This is a genomic window from Methanomassiliicoccus luminyensis B10, from assembly GCF_000308215.1.
GTDB lineage: Archaea > Thermoplasmatota > Thermoplasmata > Methanomassiliicoccales > Methanomassiliicoccaceae > Methanomassiliicoccus > Methanomassiliicoccus luminyensis.
This window is the reverse complement of record NZ_CAJE01000012.1, coordinates 563,078-576,561: the sequence shown is the minus strand read 5'-3', so window position 1 is coordinate 576,561 and position 13,484 is coordinate 563,078. Positions and strand designations below refer to the sequence as shown.

14 protein-coding genes are annotated in these 13,484 nt (G+C 61.2%); 5 read left to right on the top strand and 9 right to left on the bottom strand.

Going from position 1 to position 13,484, the window contains the following annotated elements:
• The first annotated feature begins 42 nt into the window (after nucleotides 1–42).
• A complete protein-coding gene (locus WYS_RS05805) occupies nucleotides 43–684 on the top strand; it encodes a DUF1638 domain-containing protein (RefSeq protein WP_019177225.1) in 642 nt (213 codons plus the stop codon).
• A gap of 182 nt (nucleotides 685–866) precedes the next feature.
• Nucleotides 867–2,258 (top strand): DEAD/DEAH box helicase, encoded by a 1,392-nt coding sequence (locus WYS_RS05800; protein WP_019177224.1) that lies wholly within the window; start codon nucleotides 867–869, stop codon nucleotides 2,256–2,258.
• 30 nt (nucleotides 2,259–2,288) lie between these two features.
• On the opposite strand, the gene WYS_RS15965 is transcribed toward WYS_RS05800, so the two are convergent.
• Complete coding sequence (locus tag WYS_RS15965) at nucleotides 2,289–2,462, bottom strand: hypothetical protein (RefSeq protein ID WP_019177223.1); 174 nt, start codon at nucleotides 2,460–2,462, stop codon at nucleotides 2,289–2,291.
• A gap of 598 nt (nucleotides 2,463–3,060) precedes the next feature.
• Here WYS_RS15965 and WYS_RS14525 point away from each other — a divergent pair.
• Nucleotides 3,061–3,279, top strand: coding sequence for a DUF3096 domain-containing protein (locus WYS_RS14525; RefSeq protein ID WP_019177222.1), 219 nt, complete (start codon nucleotides 3,061–3,063; stop codon nucleotides 3,277–3,279).
• A gap of 20 nt (nucleotides 3,280–3,299) precedes the next feature.
• On the opposite strand, the gene WYS_RS14520 is transcribed toward WYS_RS14525, so the two are convergent.
• Together WYS_RS14520 and WYS_RS05780 are read right to left on the bottom strand one after the other, a co-directional pair.
• Nucleotides 3,300–4,664, bottom strand: a complete 1,365-nt coding sequence (locus WYS_RS14520; protein WP_019177221.1) for an ABC transporter permease — start codon at nucleotides 4,662–4,664, stop codon at nucleotides 3,300–3,302.
• Nucleotides 4,661–5,377: an ABC transporter ATP-binding protein gene (locus tag WYS_RS05780; protein ID WP_019177220.1), complete on the bottom strand. Its 717-nt coding sequence runs from the start codon at nucleotides 5,375–5,377 to the stop codon at nucleotides 4,661–4,663. Before WYS_RS05780 ends, WYS_RS14520 begins: the two co-directional genes overlap by 4 nt.
• Before the next feature lie 321 nt (nucleotides 5,378–5,698).
• Between WYS_RS05780 and WYS_RS16235 the strand changes: the two genes are divergently transcribed.
• On the top strand, nucleotides 5,699–6,001 hold the full coding sequence (locus tag WYS_RS16235) for a DUF3243 family protein (protein WP_019177219.1): 303 nt from the start codon (nucleotides 5,699–5,701) through the stop codon (nucleotides 5,999–6,001).
• A gap of 4 nt (nucleotides 6,002–6,005) precedes the next feature.
• Here WYS_RS16235 and WYS_RS05770 read toward each other — a convergent pair whose 3' ends face one another.
• A complete protein-coding gene (locus WYS_RS05770) occupies nucleotides 6,006–6,275 on the bottom strand; it encodes a 2TM domain-containing protein (protein WP_019177218.1) in 270 nt (89 codons plus the stop codon).
• 120 nt (nucleotides 6,276–6,395) lie between these two features.
• On the opposite strand from WYS_RS05770, the gene WYS_RS05765 reads away from it, so the two are divergent.
• On the top strand, nucleotides 6,396–7,022 hold the full coding sequence (locus tag WYS_RS05765) for a hypothetical protein (protein WP_019177217.1): 627 nt from the start codon (nucleotides 6,396–6,398) through the stop codon (nucleotides 7,020–7,022).
• Here WYS_RS05765 and WYS_RS05760 read toward each other — a convergent pair.
• From WYS_RS05760 to WYS_RS05740, 5 genes are all read right to left on the bottom strand, one after another.
• Nucleotides 7,006–8,232, bottom strand: a complete 1,227-nt coding sequence (locus tag WYS_RS05760; RefSeq protein WP_236993910.1) for a carboxylate--amine ligase — start codon at nucleotides 8,230–8,232, stop codon at nucleotides 7,006–7,008. The genes WYS_RS05765 and WYS_RS05760 overlap by 17 nt on opposite strands.
• A gap of 172 nt (nucleotides 8,233–8,404) precedes the next feature.
• Nucleotides 8,405–9,253: a cobyric acid synthase gene (locus WYS_RS14515; RefSeq protein ID WP_019177215.1), complete on the bottom strand. Its 849-nt coding sequence runs from the start codon at nucleotides 9,251–9,253 to the stop codon at nucleotides 8,405–8,407.
• Complete coding sequence (locus tag WYS_RS05750; protein WP_019177214.1) at nucleotides 9,250–11,055, bottom strand: cobyric acid synthase; 1,806 nt, start codon at nucleotides 11,053–11,055, stop codon at nucleotides 9,250–9,252. Before WYS_RS05750 ends, WYS_RS14515 begins: the two co-directional genes overlap by 4 nt.
• Nucleotide 11,056: 1 nt before the next feature.
• Nucleotides 11,057–12,409 (bottom strand): cobyrinate a,c-diamide synthase, encoded by a 1,353-nt coding sequence (locus tag WYS_RS05745; protein ID WP_019177213.1) that lies wholly within the window; start codon nucleotides 12,407–12,409, stop codon nucleotides 11,057–11,059.
• Between the two features lie 122 nt (nucleotides 12,410–12,531).
• On the bottom strand, nucleotides 12,532–13,371 hold the full coding sequence (locus WYS_RS05740; protein ID WP_019177212.1) for a CheR family methyltransferase: 840 nt from the start codon (nucleotides 13,369–13,371) through the stop codon (nucleotides 12,532–12,534).
• Nucleotides 13,372–13,484: the final 113 nt, after the last annotated feature.

Here is a 13,484-nt window from a genome sequence, read left to right as displayed (position 1 = left end):
GAGCGAAGGTTCTATGCGGCCGGAAGGCCCTAACGTTCTTGGGTGATCAGGACGAGGATAGGTATCATCGCCTGCGAGATACTCAAGAAGGAGATAGAGAGGCTGACCGCGGACGATCCGGACATCGTGCACCGGGAGTACTTGGAGTTCGCCCTTCACGTGTACCCGGAGGACATGAGGAAGACCATAATCGAGAAGGTGGACGCCCTGGAGGGGCAGGTCGATGCGGTGTTCATCGGGTACGCCACCTGCCGGTCGCTGAGCGATCTTCCCGCGTCGGTCAAGGTCCCCTCGGTGATGCTGGAGGGGGACGACTGCGTGGCGGTGATGATAAGCCCGGAGGAATATGCCAAGGAGAAGGCCGCCTGCACCGGCACATGGTTCTCCTCCCCGGGGTGGGCGGAGAAGGGTGTGGACGGCATTATCAAGGAACTGCGCCTGGACACCATGCAGGACGAGGGCTATGATCCCATGTACTTCATGGACATAATCTTCGATGGATATTCCCGCTGCCTCTACGTCGACACCGGGGTGAGCGGGACCAAGGAGTTCGAGGCCATGTCCCAGGACTTCGCCGACAAGCTCAGGCTGCGCCATGACTGCCGGGCCGGGGACCTGTCCCGCCTGTCCGCGTCGATACAGCGCACCAAGCGGCTCGCCGCCGGGGCCGCCGGGAAGGCCTAGTCCGGCGCTCCGCGGGAACGGGACCAGGCTCCGCCGTTCCAGCGACATTCCTCGCCCCACAGCAATAATATTAAGAACGGCCGGGTGGATGGGGGAATTGCAGAACTAGATAACGCCCAGGGCAGGCCCCTGGGAGATGATCTGTAACAGTGTGATAATCCATGGCGCAAGATTTTCCTTCATTGAACATCGACGAGAGAGTGCTGAAGGCGATAGATTCGCTCGGCTGGGCCGAACCGACCCCCGTTCAGGTGAGCACCATACCCCTCCTCTTGGAGGGCAAGGACGTCATCGCCCAGGCCCAAACAGGCACGGGCAAGACCGCCGCCTTCGGCATCCCCATCATCCAGAGCATCGAGCCAGGTAAACGGCCCCATGCGCTCATATTGTGCCCGACCCGGGAGCTGGCGGTGCAGGTCTCCGAAGAGCTGAAGAGGCTCAGCACCTTCACCGACATCAGGGTCTTGGCCGTGTACGGCGGGGCTGCCATAGAGCCGCAGGTGGAGGCGCTGCATAAGGGCGTGGACATCGTCGCTGGCACTCCCGGTAGAGTGATCGATCACATCCAGAGGGGGAACCTGGACCTCAGGGGGGTCCGCTTTATGGTCCTCGACGAGGCCGACAGGATGCTGGACATGGGGTTCATCGAGGACATCCAGTACATCATCTCCAAGGTTCCCAAGGACCGTCAGACCATGCTGTTCTCCGCCACCCTGCCCGGGGAGATAAGGAACCTGGGGGAGCAGCACATGATGGACCCCCAAGTGGTGTCGGTGTCCGAGGATGAGCTGGTGCTCCCGAACACCAAGCAGATGTACTTCGCGGTAGGCCGGAAGAACAAGATCTGGGCGCTGTGCAGGGTCCTGGACAAGGAGAGGCCCAAAGCTATCGTGTTCGCTCAGACCAAGTTCATGGTGGACATCATCGAAAAGCGCTTGGCGTCCTATGGATACCCTGCCGCGGCTATCCACGGTGATCTCACCCAGGCAAGGAGGGAGAAGGTGCTCTCCGACTTCCGCTCCGGAAAGATTAAGGTTCTCATCGCCACCGATGTCGCCGCCAGGGGCCTGGACATCGAAGGGGTCACCCACGTCATCAACTACGACATCCCGGAGTCCCCCGAGGTGTACGTTCATAGGATCGGCAGGACCGGGAGGGCCGGGAAGGAGGGAAAGGCCATCACCTTCGTCTCCCAGGACGAGATGCACCTCCTGGACGCCATCGAGAAGTTCACCGAGGTGAAGCTGAAGCAGGTCGAGGTGCCTGAGCACAAGGGCAAGGAGCTGGTGCGCGAGGTGCTGGACTTCGACGAGATGGCCGACATCTTCGGCATGGTGCGCCTGGAAATATCGGTGGGCAGGGCCGACGGGACCAACAAGGTAGAGATCTCCGACTTCGTCGCCCACACCGCCCGCATCAACGACATGGCCATTGGCCAGATCGAGATCGATGACCGCAGGTCCACTGTTGAGGTGCACAAGGATGTGGCGATGAAGGTACTGCGCGCGCTTCGACAGACCAGCTACAAGGGCAAAAAGCTGAGCGTACAGCCCCTGCCTCGAGCAGCTCGCTGAGGGGCTATATCCTAAAACAGGGAAGGTCGTTCAGCGCCACTTGGAATATCTGTCCAGGAGGGAGCAGGTGTCATCAGCGGCGATCTTGTCTATGACCCCCTGCTTCTCGATGTCCCGTATGTACTCTTTTGTCTCTCTCACAGAGACCCTGGATGCTTTGGCAATGATGTTCGCGACCACGGTCGGTATGGCGGTCTTGTCCATAGGCGATGCGTTGAGAATCTCCCTCAAATCATATTTGAAAGAACCCAAACGATGAAGGTTGAGCATCGCAGTGCGTGGTGTCTGGGGACGCATCCGGCGGCGGTTCTCTTCCGCTCTCCGCTCCGCGTCCGTCTTGAATGGTGGTCTCCTACCTCGCAATATTATTACTCCGCCAACGACAAGAAGGTGACCCATACTTAAACCTTCGGGCAATCGGTGTGCATCTAGCAATATAAAAAAGGCGTCTGGCAGCGCCCGAGACCGGTCCGTGACGAGGGAGTTCGTTAATAATAAGGTGCGGGCCGGGACCTTCCGGCGCCTGGCCTGGCCACCGTCATTTGAGATATCGGAACCAATGCGGTCGATAATATAATTTTATAAAATTATTTTCTCTGCCATCTTTAGGCGGCCGATCGCAGGAGGGGGCCGCATTATAAAGATCAAGGTTCGCCCGCTGATGCCGGTCATGGCAACGACCCCTACCAGCACGGCGTCCGCTTGTCCGGTGGAGGGCCCAATGTCAACTGGCTGGGCCGGAACGTCTTCGTTATCGGCCCTGTCCGGACCAAATAGTTAAATATCGTTCTCTACGTAGAAAATGGTAGGGATAAATATGGAGTTCCATCCGATATTGGCGGTGATCGCTATAATCTTCGGGATACTGGTTATAGCGTTCTCGAACCTCCTGAGCTGGATCGTAGGGATATTCTTAGTCCTGCTGGGACTATGGTTCCTTGTCGGCTGGTGGACCGGCCGGGGAAGGAGAAGGGACACCGGAGAGCGCCACGAGCACGCTCATCCCCCTGAAAGAAAGTAAAAGGGTTTGACGGAAGGGCCTCACTTTCCGAGGTCCTTCCACAGGGGCGTTCCCTCTTTCCTTTCGGTACTTTCCCCCTTCTTTATTCCCAGCTTTGCGCCTGGCCACACTTTCTTCCCGCCGGCCCCTTTGTTCCTCTTCTGCCTTCCCGAGACCAGCATGTCCTTCTTGAAGATCCACACCGCGATGGCTATGGTCACGATAACGAACACCAGCTCGTAGCCGATCCCGGCCAGGACCAGGGTGTAGTCGTCGAACATAAGGTTGTTCATCGCCATCATGGGATGGGTGAAGGGTATGAGGAACAGCGCGCCCTGGATCGCCGTCGGCAGGGTGGCGAAGTCCTTCATCATCAGGATGAAGAGCGGCACCATCGCCAGGAGCGATACGGGCAGGGTCAGGCTCTGGGCGGACTTGTAGTCGCGGGCCATCGCGCCGAGCAGCATGCACAGGGTCAGGGCCCCCAGCACCGCCAGGAACAGGGAGACGCCCACCAGCACGTAGTCCGTAGCGTCGAGCACCAGCCCGTACTTGGCCAGGTCGATGGTGGAGACGCTCTGCATCGAGTCCATGTACTGGTTCATGCCCAGCATGTATACGACCGCCATGATCAGGCCGACCACCGCGGCGCCGCCCAGCTTGCCGAAGACTATGTCCCTGCGCTTGACCGGCATGGTCATCAGGGTCTCCAGCGTCTTGTTCTCCTTCTCCATGCCCATGGAAGCTATGATCATGCCTCCGGACATCATTACCACTATCATCACTACCAGCGGGATGATGAGCGACTGGGACGACAGCGTCGAGGAGATGGTGGCCGGGGAGATCCCTTCCATGGTCTTCTCCTTGAAATAGGTGGTCTCGCTCTTGGTGGTCGGGTCCAGGACCATCGTCGCGTTGGTGTTCCCCTGCTCGATCAGGACCGCGGACAGCTGGGTGTTGACCTGGTCGATGAGCACGTCCACGACCGACGAGGATATGGAGTCCATTATCCCCGCGCCGTACATTATCCAGTAAACTTGGATGGTCCCCGGCCGATCATTGGTGATGTTGTACCCGAAATCGGGTGTGATCACCAGCAGGGCGACCCCGCCCGCGTCGGAGACATGTTCCAGCCCCTCCTCGATGCTGGTGCCGTTATATACCACTTCGGTGCTCTGGGCCAGCATTGCGGCGGCCCCGGTGCCCCACACGGTGTCGGTGTCCTGGTTTATCAGTCCGATCACCGGCGGCTTCTCCGCCTCGTCCTGCACTCCTCCGATCATGCCGCCCAGCGAGGCGAACAGGATCGCCATCGCGATGACGGGGATCAGGGTGCCCAAGGTGAGCATCTCCCTGATCTCCTTGCCCATGATGTTAGCCAGCGGCGACTTCCTCTTGCGCTTCATCCGACCACCCTCACGAAGACATCCTCGATGTTGGATGCGTCATACTTCTTCTTCAGCTCATTGGGGGTCCCCTGCTCCACTACGCGCCCATCGTTCACGAGGGCGATGCGGTCGCAGATCAGCTCGACCTCGAGCATGTTATGGGATGACACGATGATGGTCGTTCCGTCCTTGGTGGTGTCCTTCACCGTGTTCCTTACCTTCTGCGCATTGATGACATCAAGACCCGAAGTCAGCTCGTCGAGAATGGCCAGGCGCGGCCTGAACATCAGGGCCCTGCCGACCAGCAGGCGGCGGGTCATCCCTTTGCTGTACGTTTCCACCTTGTCGTCGATGCGCTCGCCCAGGTTGGCGATCTTGATGCCCCGCTCCAATATGTCCTCGAACTCCTTGCCCTCGGCGAAGAACTTGCCGATGAACGACAAGTATTGCCGCCCGGTGAGGTTCTTGTACGCCCCCGCCTCCTCCGGCAGATAGCTGATGATCCTCCTCACCTCGTCGGTCTGCTCCTTCACGTCGTAGCCGAACAGATTGATGCTCCCTCCGCTGATCTCCAGCAAAGTGGACATCATCCTCATAGTGGTGGTCTTCCCCGCCCCGTTGGGGCCGATGAGCCCGAACACCTCACCCTCGTCGACGGAGAAGGAGGCGCCCTTGACCGCCTGGAAATCCCCGAAGTTCTTCACCAGGTCCTTTACTTCTACCGCAGTCATCTGAACCTTCCATCCTCTCTGGTAAGCCCTGCTCTAATTAGCATGCATAATGCTGAATAAATATCTATGTCGTGTCCCCTGCCCCTTCTAAGCGTTCTCATGTTCTCGCCTCATATGGTATTCCCTCCACAATATGTGAGGTATAGTTCACATCATGTGATATACATCACATTATTAACCTTGCGCCGCCGTCCCGGGGGAAGGATTGCGCGAGGCGGTGCCATCGTCCCCTCATCGGCGGCAACCCTCATCAAATGGCCCACCAAAGAGTATGGTGCCTATGAAGAACCATTATTAGCTATCAGTCTCCACTTTCAGGGCATGAAAGAAGACCTCACGGGTTCCGCGCGGGAAAGTGTCGAGGCATGCCTGAACCTGTTCAACTTCTCCAGGGACTGGGAGGGCTGGAAAGGATCGCTGAAGGAGACGGTCGAATCGGCAAGGGAGACGGACCCCTCCGAGGAGCACCTGGTGGACGTAACCGAGGACGTGCTGGAATTCATCAACGAGAGGATATGCCCCGGCTCCCCGGAGGAAAAGCTCATGGCCTCGGTATGGGCGCACGCTGAGCCGGAGGAGAGGAGGGCTCTCGCCCGCATCTTCCTGCGTATCATCGAGGACTAGGACGTCACTTCCGGTCCCGGAGCCGCTCGTACTCTCTCTGGACCAGCCGATCGGTGTACCTCCCGCTGCCGAAGGTCCCGATGGCGTGCGCGGCCAGGCCGATGCCCCAGAACCCCAGGACGAACGCCGGCCAGAAGAACCCGCCTCCGGTGAACCACCATATCCCGATCAGGGCTGCGTTCACCAGGATGAAGAATCCCAGGTGTATGTAGAACCCCATCTTGTCCTCGGCGCGCTGCCTCGCCCGGGCCCACAGCTCCTGTTCGCTCTCCATGGCTTCACGTTATGAGCGGAGGGGTGATAAAGATGCGTGCCGAGCTCTCCCGCTCCTTGCCCCGTCATGTGGAAGGAGCTCGCCAAATGGATTATATGGGTCGATGAGGATTGAAGAGACATGAGCAGTGACCCTGACGTGGCCTACCCCCCGAGGGACGTGGCCTTCCAGACGGCCGAGGACCTGGCCGCCCATATACTGGAGAACGCTAATTCCTATCATGTCCTGGGCGAAGCGGACAGATACTCTGGCCAGGACAGGATGCGCTTCGCCATACTACTGGCGATGTTCGAGGAGATGGGCAAGCTCATGGACCTGGTGCGGGAGTGCGAAAAGGCGGCCAAGGCCGACTATGAGAGCGTGAGGGTGGAGGATTTCCACGACCACTGCCTAAAGGGGAGAAGGGCCGTCGCCCAGATCATGGAAGAGATCCGCACGGTAGAGAAGGCATCTCTCAACCTGGGGAAGAAGATGGAGCTGAAGATGACCGAGGAGCCCGCGTTCCTCAGGGAGGAGTTCTGCACCCTGCCGGACCGGGTCATCCACTTCGAGCTGGACCGGAACGGGAGAGGCCTGGATTTCATCCCCTCCCCCGAACTGATGGACCGCTTGGCCGCCGTGGTGGAGAGGAATGCCCTCGCCGCGGGTGAATACATCCACGACCTCGGCAAGGCCCTGGGCCTGTGGCTGGACCTCGGCCTGAAGAGAAAGAAGGACGTCCCCGAGGGCGTCATCCGGTACGTTTGACCTCCACAGCCTCCTTCATCGACCTCCTCGGACGGAGGTGGGCGTACCCCCTCCGCACGCTCTCGGACACCCGGTCAGCGCGCCCCATCTTGCCGAGGGCCACCAGGAGCTTCGCCGCCTCCACTCCGCCCCCGGTGTGCGCCCATACCGGGCCGAGGTCGTCCCAGGCAAAATAGGCGTGGCAGTCGATGGTCATCCAGGAATTGATAAGGTCCCTGCGCTTCACCATCCCGTAGTCCTTGAACCAGCTGAACGCCTGGAGGTCCTCGAAGGAGTCCATCCACCTGACGTTATCCTTCCAGTCCGGGGCTGGCCCCATGCCCTGCCCCGTCACGTCGAGGTACTCTATCAGCGAGAAATTGACCCCGGCGTAGGTGGCCTGGGAGTTCTGCGCCCACAGCCGGGGGTTCAGCTCGATCATCTTGTACTTCCCGTCCCGATCGTCCAGCTTGAACTCTATCGACCCGACCCCCCGGTACCCGACGCCCTCGAAGAACCGCAGCCCCATCTTCGCGACCTCGGGGTCATGGATGCTGTGCATGATCGTCCCCACCCCGAACTCGGTGGGATACTGCCTCTGCTTCCTGGTCTGGAAGAGCGCCCCCAGGCCGCCGTCGGTGCCATAGTACGCGCACACCTTGACGTGGTTGGTATTGGGGCCCAGAATTATCGACTGCACCAGCGCCTCCAGGCCCGCGGCGAAGATCTCCTCGAACCTGGCGCCTAGTTCGCGGGGGTTCGCCACCTTGAATCCCTTGTTCCCGAACCGCTCGTGCCACAGGTGGGAGTACAATGGCTTGATGAACACCGGGTAATCGAGGTCATGCTCTATCCTCTCGATGTCCGCCATGTCAGTGGGGTAATGGGTGTTGGCGATGGGCGTGCCCACTCTGTTGGCCTCCTCGTATTGGAGCCGCTTGTTCACCATCCCCTCCAGCACCCTCTCGGAAGGGATGTTGAAGATGAACCTCTCCGACAGCTCGTCGCGGTACCGCGACATGAACAGGACGAAGGCGTCCGAGGTGGGGTACAGAACGCTCCTGCTGCCGCTATCGCCATCCCTGAGCAGGATATCCAGGACGCCCTGGGGATCCTTCACGGGATCGGGGACTAGCAGAGGCCTCGCGTACCTCGAGCGAAGGCCCGGGGCTTTCTTCACGAAATCCACCGCAACCAGGGGTATGCCCTCCCTTCCAAGGCTTCTTACCACGCCCACGCCATTGGGCGTGCTGACCCCTAGCACGAACGCAGAATTGGATCGCCGCATCACTTTGGCCGAACATTATCTCAGATGATGCTGCCTATTAGCTTTGGCCACTGTCGCGACGGCCCGACGCCCGCTCCATCGCTGTAGGCGCCGGTCTGCCGTCTTCCTGGCGCTCTCAGCGCCCGTTCACGATGGCTTCCAAGATCCCGTAGTCGATGTGCGAGCGGGACGTATCGTAGAACTGGTCAAGGTTCTTCAGCCAGGCCTCCCTGATGTCCTCCCCCGACGCCCCCCGGCCCTGCTGCCGGCCGAGGTCAAGGCTGTCCTCGGAGGGGAAGCGGAGGTCCACGAACGGCAATACTCCCAGGCAGGGCACCTTCATGAGGTCCTGCAGCTTCGCCATCCCCGGCCCCAGGATGGACGCGTCCCCCCTGAAGCGGTTTATCACGAACGCCTTGACCAGGTCGCGGTGGCGCTCCTCCAGCAGCCCATAGGTGCCGTAGACGGCGGCGAACACCCCGCCGCGCTCGATATCCCCTACCAGTATCACCGGGCTTCGCGCCATCTCCGCGGTGGTCATATTGGCAATGTCCGTCGAACGCAGGTTGATCTCCGCCGGGGAGCCGGAACCCTCTATGATCACCACATCGTTCGATGCGGCCAACCGGCCATAGGACTCCCTCACTGCTTTCAGCAGCGCTTCGCGGTGGGCCGTCGCACCCCCTCGCCCCACGTCGGCGTACGGCCTTCCCGACAGTATGATCTGGCAGCTCCCCTCGGAGCGGGGCTTCAGCAGGATGGGGTTCATGTCCCCCTCCGGCTCGCGCCCGCAGGCCCATGCCTGGAACGCCTGCGAGATGCCCATCTCCTCGCCCCTGGCGGTGACGAAGGAGTTCAGCGACAGGTTCTGGGCCTTGAACGGCGCGACCCTCAGGCCCTGCCGGGCGAAGTGCCGGCACAGCAGCGCGGCGACGGTGGTCTTGCCCGCGCCGGAGCTGGTGCCCTGCACCATCACGCACTTCACGGCAGCCCCTCCTTCAGGATGCTCACGAGCTTATCCATATCCAGGTTCTCCCGCACCACCGCGGCGAGCCGGTCCAGGCCCTGGTCCACGGAGGCCTCGTAGTCGACCTCCGCTTCCGCCCGCTGCCCTTCCCCCGGCGCCTTGCCCAGGAAGTAGGAGCGGAACGAGGGCAGGTCGAACATGCCGTGGACGTAGGACCCCATCACCATGCCGTCGGGGGATATCGCCCCCTCCGGCCGGTCCTTCCCGTTCTCCTCCAGGTAGAACAGGGGCGCTTCCCTGCTCTCCGACCTCCCCATGTGGATCTCGTACCCGCGCACCTTGCCGCCGTTCCCGGCGTTCATGCGGCCGTTGACCAGCACGGTCCTCTTCTCGTAGGCCTCGAAGTTGGTGGAGATGTCCAGCAGCCCCAGTCCTTCCCAGGCCTTCTTCTCGTCCCCTTCCAGGCCCTTGAGGTCGATGACCTCCTTTCCCAGCATCTGATAGCCGCCGCATATGCCCAGAATGGGCACCTTTCCCTTCAGCTCCCTGATGGCGTCGAAGAGCCCGCTCCCCCTCAGCCATTTCAGGTCGGCCACGGTGTTCTTGGTTCCGGGTATCACCACGGCGTCCACGCCCCTCAACGCCCCCGGGTCCTTGACGAAGCGGACCGAAGCGCCTTCCAGAGCGAGCGCGTCGAAGTCGGTGAAGTTGGCGATGCGGGGCAGGTGCACCACCCCGATCTGCAGCCCTCCCTTCCCCCGCACCTTGCGGAGGTCCTGGGAATCCTCGTCCGGCAGCGCGTGGTCGGCGTGCGGAACGATTCCCAGCACCGGGATCCCCAACCGCTCCTCCAGCTCCTTGATGCCGCCTTGCAGGGACGCCGGGTCTCCGTAGAGGTTGTTGATGATTATGCCCTTGAACATTCTCCGCTGCTCGGGAGGCAGCAGCATGATGGTGCCGTAGGCGTAGGCGAAGGCCCCGCCCCACTCGATGTTCACCACCAGCAGGCAGGGCGCGCTGGCGACCTCCGCCGTCCGCATGTTGGCGATCTCGGTGTCCATCAGGTTGATCTCCGCGGGGGACCCCGCGCCCTCAATCACCACCACGTCGCGGGTCCGCCGGAGCAGCTCCCAGTTCCTCCGGAGGATCTCCATCCCCTCCCCGTTGGTGAAGCCGCCGAAGTACTCGGGCACGGCCATGTCCCTGTACGGCCGCCCCTCCACGATGATCTGGGAGATGTCGTCCTTCTTCGGTTTCATCAATATAGGGTTCATGTGCGCGTCCGGAACGGTACGGGCCGCCGCTGCCTGCAGCGCCTGGGCCCTGGAGATCTCCTCTCCCTCCGGCGTCACCATGGAGTTGAGGGACATGTTCTGGGACTTGAACGGCGCGACGTTGTAGCCCATGTCTGAGAAGATGCGGCATAGTGCCGCCGCCAGCAGGCTCTTTCCCGCTCCCGATGTCGCGCCGAGCACCATGATGGGCATGGCCGACACGGGATGCCGGGCCTCTATCTCCTCCTTGATCCTCCTCAGGTCCTCCCCGGACGGCCGCTCCTCCGGCGCGCCGAGCCGGGCATAGATGTCCCTGGCCACGTCGCTCCGGTGGGGCCAGAAGCACTCCTTGCAGCTCCATATCCGCGATCCGTCCTTGCCGGAGATGAACTCGCCCAGGCGCTCATCGTGGCAAGGGTAGAGGGGACAGAAGCACAGACTACAGTCCTGCCCCTTGAAATGGCAGGGGTACCATTCGCATCGGACGTTCGGACCGGGCCGAAAGTCCCGGAGCTGCTCGCGGACCTTGAACCAGTAATCCTTCATCTCATCGCCTCGCATGATCGGCGCAGCTCCCCACGAAACGCTCGGCGAACTGGGGGCAGGACGCGAAGTGCAGATGCAGGTACGAGGCCATGGTGTTGTGGGCTATCAGCCCGTCCTTGTTCCCGGCGATCCCCTTGCCCCGCTTGAGACTGTACGCGTACTCCTTCTCTCCCGACCCCAGCACGCGGGAGTAGTGGAACTCGTGCCCGCGGGTGGTCCACCCCTTCCCGCACAGCACGTTCTCCCTTTCCGCTTCCGCCTCCACGTACCCCACCGCCTGGAGCTTGTCGGTCATCTCCACCTCGGGGTCGAAGATGCCGGTCATGGAGTACGTTCTCCCGTCGAAGTCCCTCACCCTGTCGCAGGCGTACATCATGCCCCCGCACTCGGCGTAGATGGGCATGCCCTCGTAGGCGCGCTCCCTCACCTTCCGGCGCATGGACGAGTTGTCCTGCAGCTGCTGAGCGTACGTCTCTGGATATCCGCCCCCGAAGTACAGGCCGTCCACGTCCGGCAGGTCGTCGTACATGGGAGAGAACGGCACGATCTCCGCCCCGAACCCCCTCAGGATATCGAAGTTGTCATAATAGTAGAAGTTGAAGGCCTTGTCCTGGGCGACCCCGATACGGGCCCGCGGCCGGCCTTTCATCACCGGCGCCTCCGCTTCCTCCATATCCGGAACGGAGCGGGCGATCTCGATCAGGCGGTCCATGTTCAGGTTCTCCTCGATCATGAACCGGATGCGCTCGTACCTGTCGGCATCGTACGTTTCCCCGGCCGGCACCAGCCCTAGATGCCTGCTCGCCAGGCGCACGTCCTTCACCGCGGGGATGCCGCCAAGGCTTTCCATGCCCCTCAGCGAATCCTCCAGCATGCCGAGGTGCCTCTTGCTGGACACGTTATTGAAGATGACCCCTGCGATGTTGACATCGGGGTCATAGTTCTTGAACCCCAGGGCGATGGCCCCCGCGCTGCGCGCGGTGTTGGCCGCGTTGACGATGAGCACCACCGGAGCGTTCAGCACCTTGGAGAGGTGTGCGGTGGACCCTTCCTCGCGCCGGCCCCCGTCGCCGTCGAACAGCCCCATAACGCCCTCGATGACCGATATCCCTGAGCCCTTGGCCCCGCGCGCGAAGGTATCCTTGACCCGCGGGCCGAACATCCAGGTGTCCAGGTTCCGCGACGGCTTGCCCAGCACGATGCTGTGGTGCATGGGGTCGAGGAAATCGGGGCCGGTCTTGAACGGCTGGGGGTCCAGCCCCCTGGCCTTGAGCGAGAGCAGTATGCCTACGGTAATGGTGGATTTCCCGACCCCGCTCCGCTCTCCGGCGATCACGAACCTTGGTGCCTTCATCGTCCTTTCCTCCGTCCGGAAGTGCCCGGCGGACCCCGGGCCAACGTCGCTGGATGTATCATCCAGCTGGTATAAATAATCGGATGCGATTCGTACATGCACCTGGAACGAACGTTAGGGGGCTATCGCCGCTCCCTAGCCGCTTTCTGATAGATCCGCTCCCTGGTCCTTACCGTGGTCAGCATCCTGGAAGCGTCCCCCACCAGGTTCTCGGTGTTGCCCATCACGAAGTAACCCCCCTCGCCCAGGGCCCGGACGAACTTCATGTACAGTCTTTCCTGCATCTCCTTGGTGAAGTAGATGGCCACGTTCCGGCACAGGATGAGGTCGAAGTTGGTGCCGGCCGTCCCCGAGAACAGGTCAAGCTCCAGGAAGTCCACCATGTCCCTTATCTCCGGGACCACCCGGTGCCTCTCCCCCTCCTGCACGAAATATTTCCTCAAGTGCTCCGGGGCCACGTTCATCAGCTGACGTGGGAGATAGATCCCTTCCTGGCCAGACATCAGGCACTCCCTATCTATGTCCGTCGCCACGATGGATACGGAGAATTTATCATACTCCTCTCCCAGGAGGTCGCGCAGGATGATGGCTACGGAATAGGGCTCCTCGCCGCTCGAGCAGCCGGCGCTCCACACCTTGATGATAGGCCTTCCCTCCTTCACCTTCCGGTAGATCAGGAGCGGGACGACCTCTTCTTCCAATGCCTTGAACACGGGGGCGTCCCGGAAGAACTGGGTCACGTTGATGGTGATGTCCCTCATAAGCTCCCCCGCCTCGGCGGGGTCGGAGCCCAGCAGGGCGATGTAGTCAGCGTACTGCTGCACCCCCCGGGAGCGCATGCGGGCCGCGAACCTCCGCCGAAGATAGGAGTCCTTGAACTGCTCGCAATCGAGGGAGGTCTTCCTGTAAACCTCCTTCTTCAGGGCGATGAACTCCGGGTCGGCGGTCTTCTTGCTGGGCATCCGCGCTCCATCGAGAAACTGCGATTATAAAACTTGTCTATTGATGAACAGGGATAAATATGTCGGAAGCAGACATAGGACGAGGACATAAATAAAAAGATTGTAATCATTAT

Coding starts and splice junctions, on each gene's coding strand:
- WYS_RS15965 (WP_019177223.1), bottom strand. CDS start 2,462: ATGGACAAGACCGCCATACCGACCGTGGTCGCGAACATCATTGCCAAA.
- WYS_RS14525 (WP_019177222.1), top strand. CDS start 3,061: ATGGTAGGGATAAATATGGAGTTCCATCCGATATTGGCGGTGATCGCT.
- WYS_RS14520 (WP_019177221.1), bottom strand. CDS start 4,664: ATGAAGCGCAAGAGGAAGTCGCCGCTGGCTAACATCATGGGCAAGGAG.
- WYS_RS05780 (WP_019177220.1), bottom strand. CDS start 5,377: ATGACTGCGGTAGAAGTAAAGGACCTGGTGAAGAACTTCGGGGATTTC.
- WYS_RS16235 (WP_019177219.1), top strand. CDS start 5,699: ATGAAAGAAGACCTCACGGGTTCCGCGCGGGAAAGTGTCGAGGCATGC.
- WYS_RS05770 (WP_019177218.1), bottom strand. CDS start 6,275: ATGGAGAGCGAACAGGAGCTGTGGGCCCGGGCGAGGCAGCGCGCCGAG.
- WYS_RS05765 (WP_019177217.1), top strand. CDS start 6,396: ATGAGCAGTGACCCTGACGTGGCCTACCCCCCGAGGGACGTGGCCTTC.
- WYS_RS05750 (WP_019177214.1), bottom strand. CDS start 11,055: ATGAAGGATTACTGGTTCAAGGTCCGCGAGCAGCTCCGGGACTTTCGG.
- WYS_RS05745 (WP_019177213.1), bottom strand. CDS start 12,409: ATGAAGGCACCAAGGTTCGTGATCGCCGGAGAGCGGAGCGGGGTCGGG.
- WYS_RS05740 (WP_019177212.1), bottom strand. CDS start 13,371: ATGCCCAGCAAGAAGACCGCCGACCCGGAGTTCATCGCCCTGAAGAAG.